The organism is Variovorax sp. ISS6 (assembly GCF_056523145.1).
The window spans coordinates 105,964-123,993 of the sequence record NZ_JAWRZC010000002.1 but is presented as its reverse complement, the minus strand read 5'-3'; the positions used below and the strand labels follow the sequence as shown (position 1 = coordinate 123,993).

Genomic DNA, 18,030 nt, shown 5'->3' with positions numbered 1-18,030 from the left:
TCTCGGGCCGGTCATGCACGGCATCGAACGCGCGTCAGCGCTTCCCGGTGGTCGAAGCGCGGGACTACAACCGGCCCTGCCGCATGTCCTCGGTCATCTTGAGGATCCTCTGCTGCTGGCCGACCTGGACACGCTCCCACAGCGTGCCCTTGCCCTGTTCGCGGCCGAGGCGATCCTCGCGCCGCAACCATTCCTCGGCGCTGCGGATCCTGCCCGGGTGGATCTCGTCGAGCAGCTCGTAGTTGCGCCGCACCACGCTCGTGCTTCCAGACGTTCCAGAAGCCGGTGAAGTTGTCGCGCACGCTCATCGTGCTCTTGTCGCGCGGATCGGCGTTGTAGCCGGCCGGCGCATCGGCGATGCGGCCGAAGGGGCCCTGCCAATAAGCGGCCAGGTCGGTGTCGACATAGCGCGCCGGCTGGCCGGTGACCCGCTCGAACGCTGCGGCGAGATCGGCATAGCGCACATGCTCGATCGCGACCTCGAGGTCCATGCCGTTGGCGAGGTTCGGATGATCGAACAGCCAGCGCACGTAGTGGCCGCAGTCCTCGAGCGCCACGTGCGGCACCGCCCCCTGTCCCAGCGGCACGCGCCAGGTGAGCACGCCGTCCTCCACGGCGGGGGACATCGGCGTCATCGCCGAGATCGCCATCTCGATGTAGGGGCCCGAGGTGAAGATCGCCGCGCCCATGCGCTCGCGGTGGGCCTGGTTCTGGAAGCGTATCCATTCGCCCATGCGGCCCTTGCCGTCGTAATGGCCGGTGCGAAAGGCCGCGTCGAAGCCCGCCTTCTTGAGCGCGTAGTCGAGGTTGCCGTAGACGAAGAAGCGGATGCCCTGCTCGAGCGCGATCTCGTAGGCGCGGAAGGCCCAGTAGGTCTCGGTCTTCTCGCCAGTATTGAAGCCGTCGATGTTGACGAAGGCACCGTCGCAGCTCGAGAAGCCCTCGCGCAGCACGGCCTCGTCGGCGAAGCTGCCCTCGAGCAGGCTCACGTTGCCCAGTGCCAGCAGTTCCTTCGCGCGGCGCGAGGCCGTGTCGCGCGTGAGCACGCGCACGGCATAGCGGCCGTCCGCGACCAGCGCACGCACGATCGGCATGCCCTGGGCGCCGGTGCCGCCGACGACGAAGATCCTCGAGGTTTTCTTGGAGTTCATTTCATCTTTCCTTTGAATCGTTCACAGTGAGAGTGACTTCATTGTATGACGTGCATAATTCTATTGGGCGAGTTCGACGTGCCTTCGACAAGTCGGATGAAGCGGAGAGAGGGAAGCGGAGCGCGCGGCCTAGAGGCTCGCGGCGTCCAGCCGCAGCCGGCCCAATATTGAATCGCGCGAGCGCTCGAGCACCGCGTCGGAGGCCTTGCGCTGGCCGATGCCGCGGGCCAGGGTCATCGCGCCGACCATCTCGGCGACCACGGAGCCCGCGAACTCCCGGGCCTCGCCGATGCCCAGCGCCTCGATCGGCCCGGCGAGCGCTTCGGTCAGCGTTTCGACGCCGCGCTGGAAGTCGCGGCGCGCCTCGGCGCCGAGGCGGGCAACCTCGTTCACGAGCAGCGGCAGCGGGCAGGTGATCGTCATGCTGTCGCGATGCTGGGGGGAGAGATAGAAGCGCAGGTAGGCGGCCAGGGCCCGGTCCGGCGGCAGCTCGGCCGTCACCTTTGCGAAGCGCTCGGCGATCTCGCCGTACATGCGTTCGAGTGCGGCGTCGACCAGCGCATCCCTGGAGCCGAAGTGCGCATAGAAGGCACCATGCGTGAGCCCCGCATCCGCCATCACGCTGGCGACGCCGACCGCGGCGACCCCATCGCGGCGGATGGTCTTCGCGGCCTCCTTGAGGATGCGCTCGCGCGTCTGTGCCTTGTGTTCTGGCGAATATCTCATGCGGCTCGCGGTCCGGTTCTTTGCATGATCTTCATCATACGACGGCCCATGCCTTCCGCGACGGGTCGGCGTGCGTCAGGAGCGCGAAGTGCCGGGCAGGTCGAGCTCGATCCAAGCCGGCGCATGGTCGCTCGCGCCCGGGCGCCCGCGCACGTCGCGGTTCACGCCCGCATCGCGCAGCAGCGGCGCGAGTTCGGCATTGAGCAGCAGGTGATCGATGCGCAGGCCTGCGTCGCGCGGGAAGCGGTTGCGCCAGTAGGTCCAGAAGGTGAAGGGCGCGCGTTCGGGATGGCGCGCGCGGATCGCGTCGGTCCAGCCCTGCTTCAGCAGGCGCGCGTAGGCAGCGCGGCTCTCGGGCTGCAGCAGCGCGTCGTCGCGCCACGAGGCGGGGTTGTAGATGTCGGCATCGGTGGGCACGACGTTGTAGTCGCCCGCGAGCACCACGGGCAGGCCGCTCGCGTACAGCTTCTTCGCATGCTTGTGGAAGGCTTCGAACCAGCGCAGCTTGTAGTCGAACTTCGGCCCGGGCTGCGGGTTGCCGTTGGGCAGGTAGAGGCAGCCGATCACCACGCCGTCGATCACGGCCTCGAGGTAGCGGCTCTGCGGGTCGTCCTCCATGCCCGGCAGGCCGCGCCCGGTTTCGATCGGCTCACGCCCGCGCGCGAGGATGGCCACGCCGTTCCACGCGGGCTGGCCGTGCGCGACCACGCCGTAGCCCGCGCGCCGGATCGCGGCGAGCGGCAGCTTGGCGTCGGGCGACTTGAGTTCCTGCAGGCAGGCCACGTCGGGCTTCGACGCGGCGAGCCATTCGAGCAGCCGGTCGAGCCGGCTGTGGATGCCGTTGACGTTGAAGGTGGCGATCTTCATGGCAGCCATCTTCCGGCGCGTGCCGGCGCTTCGCGCGTCGGACAACGCGTCCTCCTGCCCGCAGAAATCACCCGGCCATGACGTCGCGCAGGTAGATGCCCTGCGACAGCGCGCCCTTGACCTGGCGCGTGCCCTCGTCGACCAGCACCTCCTCCTGGCCGGCCTCGATGGCCGCGAAGGACTGGCGCACCACGTCCTCGGGCGAGGCCTTCGGCACTTCGAGCGCGCGCACCATGTCGGTATCGATCGGGCCGGCATGGAAACCCACCACCTGCGTGCCCTGGGCGCGCAGCTCGTGGCGCAGGCCGTTGGTCAGCGCCCAGGCCGCGGCCTTGCTCACGCCGTAGGCGCCGATCATCGGCGTGTTGGCCCAGCTGAAGAGTGACAGCAGGTTGAGCATCGCGCCGCCGCCGTTGCGGCCCAGCACGCCCGCGAAGGCGCGGCTCATGTGCAGCATGCCGAAGAGGTTGGTCTCGAGCTGCTCGCGCAGGACGGCCACGGGGTCGGTCTCGGCATCGCCGCCGACGAAGCCGCCGAGCCGGCCGATGCCCGCGTTGTTGATCAGCAGCGTCACGTCGCGGCAATCGGCCGCGGCCTGGGCGACCTGCGCGGGATCGCGCACGTCGAGCCGGATCGGCAGCACGCCCAGCAGCGGGATCTGCGAGGGCTCGCGCGCGGCGGCATAGACCTTGGCGGCGCCGAGCGCCAGCGCCTGGCGGGCGAATTCGAGGCCGAGGCCACGGTTGGCGCCCGTCACGAATACGACGGAACCTTGGATCTTCATGGTGTTTCCTTGTGCGCCGGAGCGCGGGGTGAGTCAAACGGTGGCCAGGGCGATCTGGTGCAGGAACAGGGTGCGGCGATGGCGGAAGCCGAGCCGCTCGTAGAGCGCGATGGCATTCGCGTTGTCGCTGAGCACGTGCAGGAAGGCGGTCTCGCCGCGCGCCTCGATGCGCGCGCGCAGCAGGTTCACGAGGCCGGCGGCGAGGCCGCGGCCGCGCCAGGCGTCGTCGACGCAGACCGCGCTGATCTCGGCGTGGCCGTCGAAGCGCATGCGCTCGCCGGCCATGGCCACGAGCAGGCCCTGGTCGCGGATGCCGAGGTAGTCGCCCATCTCGAGCGTGCGCGGGCCGAAGGGGCCGGGCCGGGTGCGGGCAACGAGGGCCAGGGCATCGGGCACATCGGAGGCGTCGAGCGGCGTGGCTTGGAGTTCCGCCGCACGGCCCGAACCGGGGTGCAGCGCGACCATCTGGTGGACCTGGCCCAGCAGCCTGGCCTGCAGGCCGTCGATGCCGGCGACCGGCGCGAGCGTGGGCACCATGACGCGATCGTCCGAACCCAGCAGCGCACGCAGCGCCCCGAAGGCGGCCGGGCTTTCCTCGACCAGTCCCGCGAACGGCGCGACCTCGGGGTGGTAGCGGCGGGCCAGGGCGTTGCCGTGTCCCAGGTGCGCCTGCGGGCCGACCAGCGAGGTCCAGGCCGAACGGTCGAGCGGGGAGTCGATGGGTGATGTCATGGTCTCTAGCGTAGGGCTGTCTTTCCTGGAGGACCACGGTCGTAAATGACAATATTGATATCATTTGCGCCATGATGAAGCTAGCGATCCTGGCGCTCGACGGCGTGTTCGATACCGGCCTGAGCGTGTTCCTCGACCTGTTCTCCGCGGCCAACGAGGTGGCGGCCGAGCAGGGCGCGGCGCGGCCGCCCTTCGAGCTGCGCGTGGTCGGCGTGCGCCAGCGCATCCGCACGGCGCATGGCCTGACCATGGTGGTGGACCCGGCCGACGCGCTGCGCCAGCCCGACTGGGTGCTGGTGCCCGCGCTCAACACCAAGCAGCCCGCGCGACTGGTCGAGGCGCTGGACCGGCGCGACGTGCGCGATGCCATGGCCATGCTGCGCAGCTGGCATGCGCAGGGCAGCGGCGTGGGCGGCGCCTGCATCGCGAGCTTCCTGCTGGCCGAGGCCGGCCTGCTCGACGGCCAGGAGGCCACCACCATGTGGCTGCTGGCGCCGCTGTTCCGCGAGCGCTATCCGCAAGTGCGGCTCGACGAGTCGCGCATGGTGGTGGCCTCGGGCCGCGTGGTCACGGCCGGCGCGGCGATGGGGCATCTCGATCTCGCGCTGTGGCTGATGCGCCAGGCGAGCCCCGAGACCGCCGCGCTGGTGTCGCGCCTGATGCTGGTCGACAAGCGGCCCTCGCAGGCGCAATACATCATTCCCGACCACCTCGCGCATGCCGATCCGCTGATCGAGCGCTTCGAGCGCTGGGCCCGCGAGCGCCTCGCGCGGGGCTTCTCGCTGCACGACGCGGCGGACGCGCTCGCGGTCAGCCCGCGCACCCTGCAGCGGCGCATGGAGGCCGTGCTCGGCAAGTCGCCGCTGGCCTTCTTCCAGGACCTGCGCGTCGAGCATGCGCAGCACCTGGTCTCGATCGGCCAGGGCCTTGAGGAGATCGCGAGCGAGGTCGGCTACGCCGATGCCGCGACCGTGCGCAGCCTGCTGCGGCGCAAGCTGGGGCGCGGGGTGCGGGAACTGCGCTCGGCGCTGGCATAGGTCGTGGGGCACGATCTCTTCGTGTCCGCCAATGGCGCGATCCGCAAGGCATCCGAATTGGCGCGTCGATTCAGTGGACGCGCAATTGCTCTGCTTCTTTCATGGCCCGGCGCATTGGCGAAATAGCGCTCGCTCATTCGACGCGCGCCGTGTTGCGAGCGCATTCCACGCTCAGGCTTCGCCGCAATTCGAGAGGTCGGCGAAAGGCTTTTATTCGTAATGAGATAAATTCTCATTCGAATTGATTGCGTCGTCAGAGGGCAACAAGTTTCGCAAACCAAAGGTAAAGTTGCCGTAAACCGATAGTGCGAGTCATTATCATTTGCGGGTACTTTGTTACGCCGATGTCACTTCCAGTGCACACCCGGCGTGACCGCCGGCGCCGCGCGCCGGCAGCGCTTTCACCGCGACAAATCACTCACAACATGACCTACATCAGAAGCCGCAAGCACTCGACTTCGCGCTATCTCAACGCGCACGCCGCCACCCTGGTCGCGCTCGGATCGGTCGGCGCGGCGCATGCGCAGGGCGCGCTGAAGGCGGTCCAGGTCGATGCGGCGCCCGACTACAAGGTGGAGCAGTCCTCGTCCTCGAAGCAGACGGCGCCGCTGCTCGACACGCCCAAGTCCGTCACCGTCATCCCGCAGGAAGTGATGACGCAGATCAACGCGACGACGCTGACCGAGGCGCTGCGCACCACGCCCGGCATCACCTTCGGCGCCGGAGAGGGCGGCAACCCGGTCGGCGACCGCCCGTTCCTGCGCGGCTACGACAGCCAGGCCAGCACCTTCGTCGACGGCCTGCGCGACATCGCGCCGAGCACGCGCGAAGTCTTCAACCTCGAGTCTGTGGAAGTGGTCAAGGGACCGGACTCGACCTCGGGCGGACGCGGCGGCGCCGGCGGCACGATCAACCTCTACACCAAGGCACCGAAGCAGGAGAACTTCTTTCTCGGCTCGGTCGGCCTGGGCAGCGACAAGTACCACCGCGAGACGATCGACTGGAACCGCAGCTTCGGCGAGAACGGCGCCTTCCGCCTGAACCTCATGGACTTCGGCGCCGATGTCGCGGGCCGCAACGGCCCGAGCAACAAGCGCTTCGGCATCGCGCCCTCGATCAGCTGGGGCCTGGGCACGCCCACGCGCGTGACGCTGTCGCTGTTCCACATGCGCACCGACGACGTGCCCGACGGCGGCATTCCCTACTACCTGCCCTCGAGCTTCCCGCGCTTCGGCGTGGTCGAGCTCCAGCCGACCTACGGCTTCGACCGCAAGAACTGGTACGGCGTCGAGGGCCGCGACTTCCGCAAGGACAAGTCCGACTCGGTCACGCTGCAGGTCGAACACGACATCTCGCCCGAGATGAAGCTGCGCAACATCACGCGCTTCACCAAGAGCAGCATGGACTACATCTGGACCCAGCCCGACGACAGCCAGGGCAACGTGGCGCGCGGCCTGGTGTGGCGCCGCTTCAACGGCAGCATGCGCGACATCGACACCTTCGCGAATGCCACCGAGCTCAGCGGCAAGCTGCAGACCGGCAGCGTCAAGCAAAGCTACGTCACGGGCCTGGAGTTGTCGCGCGAGCGCGCCGACAACGACAGCTACACCCAGGTCAACCGCGCCTACACGGCGCAGCAGAAGTGCCCGGGCGGCGCCGGCGTGGGCTCGAGCTTCGTCTGCACGAGCCTCTACTACCCCACGTCCAGCGACCCGTGGCTGGGCACCTTCGTGCCCAACGGCAACCCGACCAGCTACCGCACCGATACCGCATCGCTCTACGGCTTCGACAGCATCGAGCTGTCGCCGCAGTGGATCGTCAACGCGGGCCTGCGCCTCGACAGCTACAAGACGCAGCAGACCAACCCCTATCCCAGCACCACCGCCACCGGTGGCATGGCGCTGCCGGTGCTCACGAGCGGCATCCGCACGAGGTTCGAGCGCAACGACACGCTGCTCAACTACCAGCTCGGCGTGGTCTACAAGCCCGCCAGCAACGGCAGCATCTACGCGTCGATCGGAACCTCCTCCACGCCGGGCGGCAACAGCCTGGGCCAGGGCTCCGAGAGCCAGGCCCTCAGCGGCACCGTGGGCGGCGTGGTCAACACCGCGATCGACCTGAAGCCGGAGAAGAACCGCAGCATCGAGATCGGCACCAAGTGGGACCTGCTGGAGCGCAAGCTGTCGCTGACCGGCGCGATCTTCCAGATCGAGACCACCAACGCGCGCATCACCAACCCGACCGACGGCACCGTGTCGCTGGCCGGGGACAAGCAGGTGCGCGGCTTCGAGCTCGGCTTCTCGGGCAACATCACGCACCAGCTCTCGGTCTTCGGCGGCTACACGCTGCTCGACAGCAAGGGCAAGAACCTCGGCCAGAGCAGCACCACCGACGCCAACGGCCGCACGGTCTACGTGCCCAACGCCGGCACGGGCCAGCCCTTCCCGAACACGCCGAAGCACAGCGCGAGCATCTGGGCGACCTACAAGCCCACCTCCGACTGGACCTTCGGCCTGGGCGCCTTCTACCAGAGCGAGGTCTACGGCGGCTTCGCCTGGGCGGCCGGCACGGGCGGCGCCACGCTGATCAAGCGCAGCATTCCGGGCTACACCCGCATCGACGCGATGGCCGGCTACCGCGTGAACAAGAGCTTCAACCTGCAGCTCAACGTCCAGAACCTGACCGACCGCATCTACTACAACACGGCCTACTCGACGCACTACGCGAACATCGCGCCGGGCCGCTCGGTGACGCTGACGGGCAACTTCTCGTTCTGATCGCCGAAGCGCTCGACACGACGACGACAGTGAACAGCGAAGGCGCATCCCCCGCGTTCGTGTTCCCCAACGCGAGCGCGCTCAACACCCTGACGCGCGCGCAATGGGACGCGCTGCTCGCCGGCCCGCCCGAGCGCGCCGCGACCTGGCTGTCGGCGGCCGCCCATGCGGGGCACGCCGAAGCGCAGGCGGTGCTCGGGCAATGGCTGCTCGATGGCCGCGGCGTGGCGCGCAACGAGACCTCGGCCTTCGCCTGGTTCCAGCGCGCGGCCGAGCAGCGCCATCCGATGGCGGCCAACATGCTCGGGCGCTGCTTCGAGCATGGCTGGGGCACCGCGCCCGATCCGCAGCGCGCGGCGAGCGCCTACCGCGCGAGCGCCGAGCTCGGCCTCGACTGGGGCATGTACAACCTCGCCAACCTGCTGGCGACCGGGCGCGGCATCGCGCTGGACCACGCCGCGGCCTTCGACTGGTACCGGCGCGCGGCGGCGCTCGGCCATGCGCGTTCGATGAACATGCTCGGCCGCTACCACGAGGACGGCCTCGTCGTGCCGCCGGACCGTGACCGGGCCCGCGCGCTCTACCGGGCGTCGGCCGAGGCCGGCGACTTCCGCGGTCGTTTCAGCCACGCCAGCATGCTGGTGGAGCAGGGCGAGGTCGACGCGGCGGTGCGCTGGTTCGAACGCATCCCCGAGACCGCGCCGAAGCACTACCTGGCCGAGGTCGTCCAGCGGCTGCGGGCCTCGCCGCTGGCGGCGCTCAGGGAGGTCGCGGACCGCCTGGAGGCCCAGGCGTCGGCGCGCGCCTGAAGACCGCCCGGCGATCCGGTATCCGGGCGGCACGAACCGGAAGCTCACGGGAACGCGGCATCGCAGGCGACTGCTACAATTGAGAACCATTCGTATTAAATCCTGAACGCAGTCTGCGCGCTGCGTGGAGATGCCATGCCGGCCGCCGAGTTCGTGCCTCCGCACGAAGTGCAAACGCTCTACAGCAACCACCACGGGTGGCTGCAGGGGTGGCTGCGCCGCAAGCTGGGCTGCCCGCACAACGCGGCCGACCTCGCGCAGGACACCTTCGTGCGCGTGCTCGGCAAGAAGGAGCCGGTGGCCGCCGCGGAGCCGCGCGCCTACCTCGCGACCATCGCCCACGGGCTGGTGGTCGACTTCCATCGCCGCCGCGCGCTCGAGCGCGCCTACCTCGAGACCCTGGCCGCGCTGCCCGAGCCGCAATCGCCCTCGCTCGAAGAGCGCGCGATCGTGCTGGAGGCGCTGAGCGCGATCGACGCGATGCTAGACGGCATGAAGCCCGCGATCCGGCAGGCCTTCATCCTCTCGCAGCTCGAGGGCCTGACCTATGCGCAGATCGCGCAGCGGCTGCAGGTGACGGTGCGCACGGTCAACAACTACATGCTCAAGGCGCTCGAGCATTGCTACCTGCTCGCCCCATGAGCTCCTTCGAACTCGATCGACCGGGCGGCGACATCGGCCTGCCCGCCGGCCACGAGGCCCGCGTGCGCAAGGAGGCGATCGCCTGGTACGCGCAGCTGTGCTCGGGCGAGGCCACGCCGGCCGACCAGGAGGCCTGGCGCCGCTGGCACCGCGCGCATGCGGAGCACCGCCGCGCCTGGGAAAAGCTCGAGGCGATGCAGGCCACGCTGCAGCGCGTGCCCGGCCACATCGCGGCTTCGACCCTGCGCGCGGCCGGCGCGGCGCGCACCGACCGCCGGCGCCTGCTGCGCGGCGTCGCGCTGGTCGTCTCGGGCGGCGCGCTCGGCTACCTGTCGTGGCAGGTGGCCGATGGCGGCGGGGGCTGGTCCGCGCTGCTGGCCGACTACCGCACCGGCACCGGCGAGCAGCGCGGCATCGACCTCGCCGACGGTTCGCGGCTGCTGCTCAACACGCGCAGCGCGGTCGACGTGGTGTTCGACGGCACGCGCCGGCTGGTCCGGCTGCGCGAGGGCGAGCTGCTCGCGGAGACCGCGCGCCATCGCGTGCCCGGCAGCCACGACGCGCGCCCGTTCCTGGTCGAGACCGCGCAGGGCCGCATCCTCGCGCTCGGCACCCGCTTCATCGTGCGCAGCGAGGGCGGCATCACGCGCGTCACGGTGCTCGACGACGCGGTCGAGGTCCGGGCCGCGAATGTGCCCGAACGCGCGCTGCGGTTGCAGGCCGGCCAGCAGGTCGACATCGGCAGCGACGGCGTGGGCGTGCCGCATGCGGCCGACACGGCCTCGGCCGCCTGGGCCCAGGGCAGCCTGGTCGTCAACGACTGGACACTGCGGGAGGTGGTGGCCGAACTCGCGCGCTACCGGCGCGGCCGGCTGGCCTGCGATCCGGCGGTGGCGAACATCAAGGTGTCGGGGGCCTTCCCGATCCACGACACCGACAGGGCGCTGTCGGTGATCGCGCGCAGCTTCCCGGTGCGCGTCGCCAGCCTCACGCGCTACTGGGTCTCGCTGGTGCCGGCCTGATTCCTGCATTCCGGGTCCGCGCAAAAAAATCTTCCGCCGCCTTTCATCTTTTCCGATTTCGTTCGGCCTTCCTCCTGAGAACCATGGCGAGCGCCATGGATTGCAGTTCTGCCGAAGGAATCCCATGCACGCGCACCCGTCCTCACCCACCCCCGTCTCCAAGGCGCTGCTGTGCCTGCTGGCGCTGGCGGCCGCCATGCCCGTCGCGGCGCTGGCCGCCGAGCCGGCGCGGCTCGCCGCCAGCGCCAGCGCGCCCGGCGCCGCGCGCGCCTACCGCATCGAGCCCGGCCCGCTGGCCGCGGTGCTGGGCCGCTTCGCGGCCGCGGCGGGCGTGGCGCTGTCCTTCGATCCCGCCCACACCCGGGACCTGAACTCGCGCGGCCTCGACGGCAGCTTCACGGTGCAGGCCGGCTTCGCCACGCTGCTCGCGGGCACGGGCCTCGAGGCGGTCGAGGGCGGTGCGGGCGAATTCATCCTGCGCCGCTCGGCGAGCGCGCAGGCCGAGCCCGGCGTGATCGAGGGCGCCGGCGCGCTGCCCGCCGTGCGCGTGGTGGCGCGCGCGGCACCCGTGCCCGGCGATGCCGACGACCGCTACCAGCCCACGCCCGATGCCTCGACCCTGCGCACCACCGCGCCGGTGCTCGAGATCCCGCAGGTGGTCAACGTGGTGCCCGCGCAGGCGATCCGCGACCAGCGCCCGCGCAACATCGACGATGCGCTCGCCAACGTCAGCGGCATCAACCAGGGCAACACCCTGGCCAGCACGCAGGACACCATCATGAAGCGCGGCTTCGGCGGCAACCGCGACGGCTCGATCATGCACAACGGCATGCCGCTGGTGCAGGGCCGCGGCCTCAACGCGGCGGCCGAGAGCGTGGAGGTGCTCAAGGGCCCGTCCTCGCTGCTCTACGGCCTGATGGACCCCGGCGGCGTGATCAACGTGGTCAGCAAGAAGCCGCAGCTGCGCCAGCGCACCGCGCTGTCGCTGGGCGCCTCGGGCTACGCGGGCGGGCGCAACGGCACCGGCCAGACGCTCGACACCACCGGTCCCATCGGCGAGAACGGCCTGGCCTACCGGCTGATCGTCGACCGCGTGGACGAGGACTACTGGCGCAACTTCGGCACCCACCGCGAGACGCTGGTCGCGCCCTCGCTGGCCTGGTATGGCGAGGACACGCAGGCCGTGCTCTGGTACGAGTACCGCAAGTTCGTGACGCCCTTCGACCGCGGCACCGCGCTCGACCCGCGCACCAGGAGCCCGCTGGACCTGCCCAAGACGCGGCGCCTGGACGAGCCCTGGAACGAGATGCGCGGCGAGAGCCACCTGGCCCAGCTCTCGGTCGACCACCAGTTCGGCGGCGGCTGGGCCGGCCACCTGAACCTCAGCTACAACCGCGAGACCTACGACGCCAACCAGCTGCGCATCACCGGTGTGAACACCACGCGCGGCACGCTCACGCGCAGCAACGACGCCACGCACGGCGCCCTGAGCACCGACAGCTATGCCACCGCCTACGTCGACGGCCGCGTCGAGCTCGGCGGCATGCGCCACGACCTGCAGTTCGGCTGGGACGCCGAGTACCGCAAGATCTACCGCGCCGACCTGCTGCGCCAGGCCGTCGCGCGCAGCTTCAGCTACCTCAACCCGGTCTATGGCCTCGAGTTCCCGTCGGCCACGGTGTCGGCCAGCGACAGCGACCAGACCGACAAGCTGCACAACCAGTCCTTCTTCTTCCAGGACTCGATCCATCTCAATGAGCGCTGGATCGCGGTGGCCGCGCTGCGCTACCAGGCCTGGTCGCAGACCGCGGGCCGCGGCCGTCCGTTCAAGGCCAACACCGACACCGATGGCTCCAAGGTGCTGCCGCGCCTGGGACTGGTCTACAAGTGGAGCGACAACCTGTCGCTCTACGGCAGCTACACCGAGTCGCTCAAGCCGAGCTCGACCATCGCGCCGCTGTCCTCGGGCTACGTGCTCGACGCCTCGGTGGCGCCCGAGCAGGGCAGGTCGTGGGAGCTCGGCGCCAAGCTCGACCTGGCCGGCGGCCTCACCGGCACCGTGGCGCTGTTCGACATCCGCAAGAAGAACGTGCTGGTCTCGCAGTTCAACGACGTGACCAAGCTGACCGACTGGCGCACCTCGGGCGCGGCGCGCTCGCGCGGCCTCGAGGTCGACGTAGCCGGCGAGCTCGGCAGGAACTGGAGCGCGATCGCGAGCTACGCCTACATCGACGCCAAGACCACCGAAGACCCGCTGTACGCCGGCAACCGGCTGTGGAACGTGGCGCGCCAGACCGCGTCGCTGTCGGCCGTGTACGACTTCGGCCAGGTCTTCGGCGCCGAGGGCCGGCTGCGCGTGGGCGGCGGCGTGCACTACGTGGGCAAGCGGCCCGGCGACTCGGCCAACAGCTTCATGCTGCCGGGCTACACCACCGCCGATGCCTTCGCCACCTACGACACGCGCATCCACGGCCGCAAGGTCAAGTTCCAGCTCAACGTGAAGAACCTGTTCGACAAGACCTACTACCCCTCGGCCGCGAACACCTATTTCATCTCCATGGGCGACGCGCGCCAGGTGTCGCTGCTCACCACCTTCGAGTTCTAGGCATGAAGGACGTCGCTTCCATCGATCGCCGTGGCGCGCTGCTGCGGCTCGCGCTGCCGCTTGCAGCGGGACTGGCCGGCGCGGCCGGCGCTCAGGCCGCGTCCGGCCGCAAGCTCGTGCTGCTGGTGCAGCGCGGCAGCCCCAACGCGGCGGTCGACGAGCAGGTCGCGCAGCACCTGGGCACGCACGGCTTCGCGGTCGCCATGCTCGACCAGGCGGTGGAGCCCGGCGCGGCGGCGGGCGCCGAGCTGGTCGTGATCTCCTCGACCGTGGCCGCGAAGGACGTGCATCCCGGCTGGCGCCAGCTGCCGGTACCGCTGCTGACCTGGGAGAACGACCTGCTCGACGATCTCGCGATGACGGGCAAGCGGCACGACGTCGATTTCGGCGAAGCCGCGAAGGAACGCTACCTGTGGCTGGTCAACGCACCGCATCCGATGGGCGCGGGCCTGCCAGCCGGCGTGGCCAACGTCTACCAGCGACAGGCCGGCATGAGCTGGGGCCGGCCCGGACTCGGTGCCACCACCATCGCCACCCTCTACGGCCAGCCCGAGAAGGCGGCCATCTTCGGCTACGAGAAGGGCGCCACCATGGACTACGAGTCGCTCGCGCCGGCGCGCCGCGTGATGTTCTTCCTCGGCAACGACGGCTTCACCAACTTGGCACCGGCCGGTCGCGCGCTCTTCGACGCGGCCGTGGACTGGGCCGCGGGAGCGCGCTGAATGACGATGCCGACATGGCGCCAGGCCTGGTTCCAGCTGCACTGGCTGCTGGGCATCACAGCGGGCAGCGTGCTGCTCGTGATCGGGCTCAGCGGCGCGGTGCTGTCGTTCCGCGAGGAGCTGATCGATGCGCTCAACCCGGGCGGCCGCCATGTGGCGGTGCAGCCGCAGGAGGCGCTCGCGCCGCCGCAGCTGCTCGCGGCCGTGCGCGAGGCCTTCCCGGGCCGCCAGGTCGGCACGCTCGCGCTGTTCGCCGAACCCGGCGCCGCAGCGCGCGTGATTTTCGCGCCGCGCCCCGGCGAGCGCCGCGGCGACACCGTCTACCTCGATCCCTACGCGGGCCGGCCGCTGCCGCCGCTGGTGGGCGCGGAGTTCTTCGAATGGGTCGAGGCGCTGCACCGCTGGCTGCTGCTGCCGCGCGAGCCGGGCCGCGTCGCGGCCGGCGTGCTGGCGATCGGGCTGTTCGTGCTGGCGCTGTCGGGCCTGTACCTGCGCTGGCCGCGGCGGCCGCTCGACTGGCGCGCCTGGTTCACCTTCGATCCCGCGCTCGAGGGCCGGCCCTTTCTCTGGGGGCTGCATTCGGTGGCCGGCACCTGCGCCCTGCTGCTGTACCTGGTGTTCACCACCACCGGCGTCTACTGGGCCTTCGACGTCGTGCGCGACCGCGTCGATGCCTTCGCGGGCCAGCCGCGCGCGCCCGCGCAGGCACGCAATGCGCCGCGCGTGCGCAACATGCCGCGCGACGACGCCGGTGCGGTCGACGTGGCGCCCGCCTGGGCCACGTTCCAGCGCCGGGCCGCCGCGAGCGGCTGGAGCGAGGTCATCCTGCGCGTGCCCACGGGGGCCGCGCCCACGGTGCTGTTCACCTGGCTCGATGCGCATCCCGCGCACGAACGCGCGCGCAACCGCATGACGGTGCGCCTGCCGGGCGGCGAGGTCGCGCAGGACGAGCGCCATGCGGACAAGCCCGCGGGCGGCCGCTTCCTGGCCGCCATCTATCCGCTGCACATGGGCACCTATTTCGGGCTGCCGGGGCGCATCGCGATGATGCTCGCGGCGCTGATGCTGCCGGTGTTCACGGTCACGGGCTGGATGCTCTACCTCGATCGCCGACGCAAGAAGCGCGCGGTGGCCGCGGAACGCTCGGCGTTCGCGGCCGGGGCAGGGCGGCCGCCGGCGGACAGCGCGACAGCGCCCGAGAGCGTGCTCGTGGCCTTCGCGAGCCAGTCGGGCACGGCCGAGGGCATCGCGCTGCGCAGCGCCGCTGCGCTCGAGGCCGGCGGCCTGCGCGTGACCGTCGCTTCGCTCGCGCGGCTCGACCCCGAGCAGCTGCGCCATCACCAGCGCCTGCTGCTGGTGGCCAGCAGCTTCGGCGAGGGCGGCCCGCCCGATGCGGCGCGGCGCTTCGCCCAGCGGCTGGTGCGGGTCGGCGGCGATGCGCTCGCGCACCTGCGCTACGGCCTGCTGGCGCTCGGCGACCGGCACTACGCGTGCTTCTGCGGCTTCGGCCATGCGCTCGACCATGCGCTGGTGGCGGCGGGCGCGCAGTCGCTGTTTCCGATGATCGAGGTCGACAACGGCGACACGGCCGCGCTCGCGCGCTGGCGCCGCCAACTGGTGGCGCTGCGCGGCGCCGATGCGGGGCCGGCCGGGGCGCTGGCCGATGAACCGCTCGAGCCCGCGTTCGAACCCTGGACCTTGAACGCGCGCCGGCTGCTGAATCCCGGCAGCCTCGGTGCGCCGCTCTACGAGATCGAACTCGCCGCGCCGCCCGAAGCGGCTACGGCGTGGCGGCCCGGCGCGCTGGCCGAACTGCAGCCGCGGCTGGCGGCCGACACGGTGGCAGCCCTGTTGCGCACGACGCCGTGGACCGCGGATGCACCCGTCGTGTTCCAGGGCCGGCACTGCACGCTCGCCGAGGCCCTGGCCCGCAGCGCCGTGCCCGCGCCGCAGGCCCTGGTGCAAGGCCTCGACGCGCAGGCGCTGGCCGATGCGTTGGTGCCGCTGGCCACGCGCCGCTATTCGATCGCGAGCCTGCCTTCGGAGGGCCACGTGCGGCTGCTGGTGCGGCAGGCGCGCCATGAGCAGGGCCTGGGCATCGCCTCGGGCTGGCTCACGGCGCATGCGCCGTTGACGGCGCAGGTGCCGCTGCGCCTGCTCGCCAACCCCGGTTTCGCGCCCGTGGCCGACGACCGCCCCTGCATCTTCGTGGGTAACGGCTCGGGTTATGCCGGCCTGCGCGGCCACCTGCGCGAGCGCATCGAGCGCGGCCATCGGCGCAACTGGCTGGTGTTCGGCGAACGCCAGCTGGCGCGCGACGCCTTCTTCATGGACGAACTGCGCCACTGGCAGGCCGCGGGCCAGGTCGAACGCGTCGACCTCGCGTTCTCGCGCGACCATGCGCCGCGCATCTACGTGCAGGACCGCCTGCGCGAGCATGCGGGCGACCTGCGCCGCTGGGTGGGCGAGGGTGCCGCGATCTTCGTCTGCGGCAGCCTGCATGGCATGGCGGCGGGCGTGGACGAGGCGCTCGAGGCCGCATTGGGGCGTGCCACGCTCGACGACCTGATCGCCGAAGGGCGTTACCGGCGCGACGTGTACTGAGAAGGCGTGCGCGGAGGCGGCGCTTCAGCCGCCGTTCAGCTTGATCGGCAAGCTCGGGGCTTTGGCCATTCTTTCGCGCATGCCCGAGCTTTCCCGTCCTTCCGCCCCTGCCCCGGCCCCGGCCCACCTGTCCATCGAGGGCCTGCGTGCATTGCACGTCGGCCCCATCGCGCTGCAGGCCGCGCGCGGCGAATGCATCGCCATCCTCGGCCCCTCAGGCTCGGGCAAGAGCGTGTTCCTGCGGCTGGTGGCCGACCTCGACCCGGGCGAGGGCCGCGTGGTGCTCGACGGCATCGATCGCGCGGCGCTGTCGGGTCCCGAATGGCGCCGGCGCGTGATCTACCAGGCGGCGGAGCCGGCGTGGTGGGGCATGGGCGTGGCCGAGCACTTCCCGGCCGGCCTCGACAGCGGCGTGCTCGCGGGATGGATTGCGGAGCTGGGCCTGCCGCGCGACGTGCTGCAGGCCGACATCGCGCGGCTGTCGACCGGCGAGCGCCAGCGGCTGGCCCTGCTGCGCTCGCTCGCGCACCGCCCCGTGGTGCTGCTGCTCGACGAACCCACCGCCTCGCTCGACCCCGCCACCACGCTCGCGGTCGAAGCGCTGCTGGCGCGCGAACAGGCCGCGGGGCTCACGCTGCTGTGGGTCACGCATTCGCACGAGCAGGCCGCGCGCGTCGCGGCACGCCATCTCGAACTGAACGCGGGCCGGCTGCAGCCGGCGGGGAACGTCGCATGAGCCCCATCCACCTCGACGCCACCGACCTCGTGCTGGCCACGGTGCTGGTGCTGCTGAACGCGCTCGCCTCGCTGCTGCTGGGGCTGCAACTGCATCGGCAGGTGCTGTGGGCGGCCGTGCGCATGGTGGTGCAGTTGCTGCTGGTAGGGCTGGTGCTGCGCTTCGTGTTCGCGGCGGCCTCGCCGGGCGCCACCCTGGCCATCGTGCTGCTGATGATCCTGGCCGCGGCGCGCGAGGTGGCGGTGCGGCCCGCGCACCGGTTGCGCGGCGGCGGCAACTTCGGCATCGGCGCGGCGGCCGTGGGCGTGTCGAGCGTGGCGACGGTGGTGCTGGCGCTGATGACCGCGATCCGGCCACAGCCCTGGTACGACCCGCGCTATGCGATCCCGCTGATGGGCATCGTGCTCGGCAGCGTGCTCAATTCGGCCAGCCTGGGCCTCGACAGCTTCTTCGAGGGCGTGACCGAGGGGCGTGCGCGCATCGAGGCCCGGCTGGCGCTGGGCGCGACCATTCACCAGGCGATGGCGGCGCTGATCCGCGCGTCCATCCGCAAGGGGATGATCCCGATCGTCAACCAGATGTCGGCGGCCGGCGTGATCACCTTGCCCGGCATCATGACCGGCCAGCTGCTCGCGGGCATGGACCCGGTCGAGGCCGCGAAGTACCAGATCCTGCTGCTGTTCCTGCTCACAGGTGCCGGTGGCATGGCCGCCGCCGGCGCAGTCTACCTGGCGGCGCGCTCGCTGACCGACGACCGGCAGCGGCTGCGTGCCGACCGCCTGCGCTGAACCGGCAACCCCCTGGACGGACGATGCG

General features: G+C 70.9%; 15 protein-coding genes. 10 read left to right on the top strand and 5 right to left on the bottom strand.

The window, feature by feature from the left end; genetic code table 11:
* Positions 1 to 11: 11 nt before the first annotated feature.
* The 5 genes from AC1HIL_RS32585 to AC1HIL_RS32565 form a co-directional block, all read right to left on the bottom strand.
* Positions 12 to 1,151 carry an NmrA family NAD(P)-binding protein gene (locus AC1HIL_RS32585; protein WP_479672798.1) on the bottom strand — a complete coding sequence of 380 codons (1,140 nt, stop codon included), beginning with the start codon at positions 1,149 to 1,151 and terminating at the stop codon, positions 12 to 14.
* A gap of 129 nt (positions 1,152 to 1,280) precedes the next feature.
* Positions 1,281 to 1,877, bottom strand: coding sequence for a TetR/AcrR family transcriptional regulator (locus AC1HIL_RS32580; RefSeq protein WP_057596267.1), 597 nt, complete (start codon positions 1,875 to 1,877; stop codon positions 1,281 to 1,283).
* A gap of 75 nt (positions 1,878 to 1,952) precedes the next feature.
* On the bottom strand, positions 1,953 to 2,744 hold the full coding sequence (locus AC1HIL_RS32575; RefSeq protein WP_479669175.1) for an exodeoxyribonuclease III: 792 nt from the start codon (positions 2,742 to 2,744) through the stop codon (positions 1,953 to 1,955).
* 67 nt (positions 2,745 to 2,811) lie between these two features.
* Entirely contained in the window at positions 2,812 to 3,528 is a 717-nt protein-coding gene (locus AC1HIL_RS32570) for an SDR family oxidoreductase (protein WP_479669176.1), read from the bottom strand.
* Positions 3,529 to 3,561: 33 nt separating this feature from the next.
* Positions 3,562 to 4,260, bottom strand: a complete 699-nt coding sequence (locus AC1HIL_RS32565) for a GNAT family N-acetyltransferase (protein WP_479669177.1) — start codon at positions 4,258 to 4,260, stop codon at positions 3,562 to 3,564.
* A gap of 74 nt (positions 4,261 to 4,334) precedes the next feature.
* Here AC1HIL_RS32565 and AC1HIL_RS32560 point away from each other — a divergent pair, with 74 nt between their 5' ends.
* The 10 genes from AC1HIL_RS32560 to AC1HIL_RS32515 all read left to right on the top strand — a co-directional run bounded on the left by AC1HIL_RS32560 (position 4,335) and on the right by AC1HIL_RS32515 (position 18,002).
* Positions 4,335 to 5,297, top strand: coding sequence for a GlxA family transcriptional regulator (locus tag AC1HIL_RS32560; protein ID WP_479669651.1), 963 nt, complete (start codon positions 4,335 to 4,337; stop codon positions 5,295 to 5,297).
* 425 nt (positions 5,298 to 5,722) lie between these two features.
* The gene (locus AC1HIL_RS32555) at positions 5,723 to 8,074 is read left to right on the top strand and encodes a TonB-dependent receptor (protein ID WP_479669178.1); all 2,352 of its coding nucleotides are present in this window, start codon (positions 5,723 to 5,725) and stop codon (positions 8,072 to 8,074) included.
* A 29-nt stretch (positions 8,075 to 8,103) separates the two neighbouring features.
* A complete protein-coding gene (locus AC1HIL_RS32550; protein ID WP_479669179.1) occupies positions 8,104 to 8,883 on the top strand; it encodes a tetratricopeptide repeat protein in 780 nt (259 codons plus the stop codon).
* A 135-nt stretch (positions 8,884 to 9,018) separates the two neighbouring features.
* Positions 9,019 to 9,525, top strand: a complete 507-nt coding sequence (locus AC1HIL_RS32545; RefSeq protein ID WP_261213268.1) for a sigma-70 family RNA polymerase sigma factor — start codon at positions 9,019 to 9,021, stop codon at positions 9,523 to 9,525.
* Entirely contained in the window at positions 9,522 to 10,547 is a 1,026-nt protein-coding gene (locus tag AC1HIL_RS32540; protein ID WP_479669180.1) for a FecR domain-containing protein, read from the top strand. The genes AC1HIL_RS32545 and AC1HIL_RS32540 overlap by 4 nt, the downstream gene beginning before the upstream one ends.
* A gap of 124 nt (positions 10,548 to 10,671) precedes the next feature.
* Positions 10,672 to 13,152 (top strand): TonB-dependent siderophore receptor, encoded by a 2,481-nt coding sequence (locus AC1HIL_RS32535; protein WP_479669181.1) that lies wholly within the window; start codon positions 10,672 to 10,674, stop codon positions 13,150 to 13,152.
* Positions 13,153 to 13,154: 2 nt separating this feature from the next.
* Positions 13,155 to 13,874, top strand: coding sequence for a hypothetical protein (locus tag AC1HIL_RS32530; protein WP_479669182.1), 720 nt, complete (start codon positions 13,155 to 13,157; stop codon positions 13,872 to 13,874).
* A 6-nt stretch (positions 13,875 to 13,880) separates the two neighbouring features.
* A complete protein-coding gene (locus tag AC1HIL_RS32525; RefSeq protein ID WP_479669653.1) occupies positions 13,881 to 16,478 on the top strand; it encodes a PepSY domain-containing protein in 2,598 nt (865 codons plus the stop codon).
* Positions 16,479 to 16,557: 79 nt separating this feature from the next.
* On the top strand, positions 16,558 to 17,214 hold the full coding sequence (locus AC1HIL_RS32520) for an ABC transporter ATP-binding protein (RefSeq protein WP_479669183.1): 657 nt from the start codon (positions 16,558 to 16,560) through the stop codon (positions 17,212 to 17,214).
* A complete protein-coding gene (locus AC1HIL_RS32515) occupies positions 17,211 to 18,002 on the top strand; it encodes an ABC transporter permease (RefSeq protein WP_296724700.1) in 792 nt (263 codons plus the stop codon). Before AC1HIL_RS32520 ends, AC1HIL_RS32515 begins: the two co-directional genes overlap by 4 nt.
* The last annotated feature ends 28 nt before the right edge of the window (positions 18,003 to 18,030 follow it).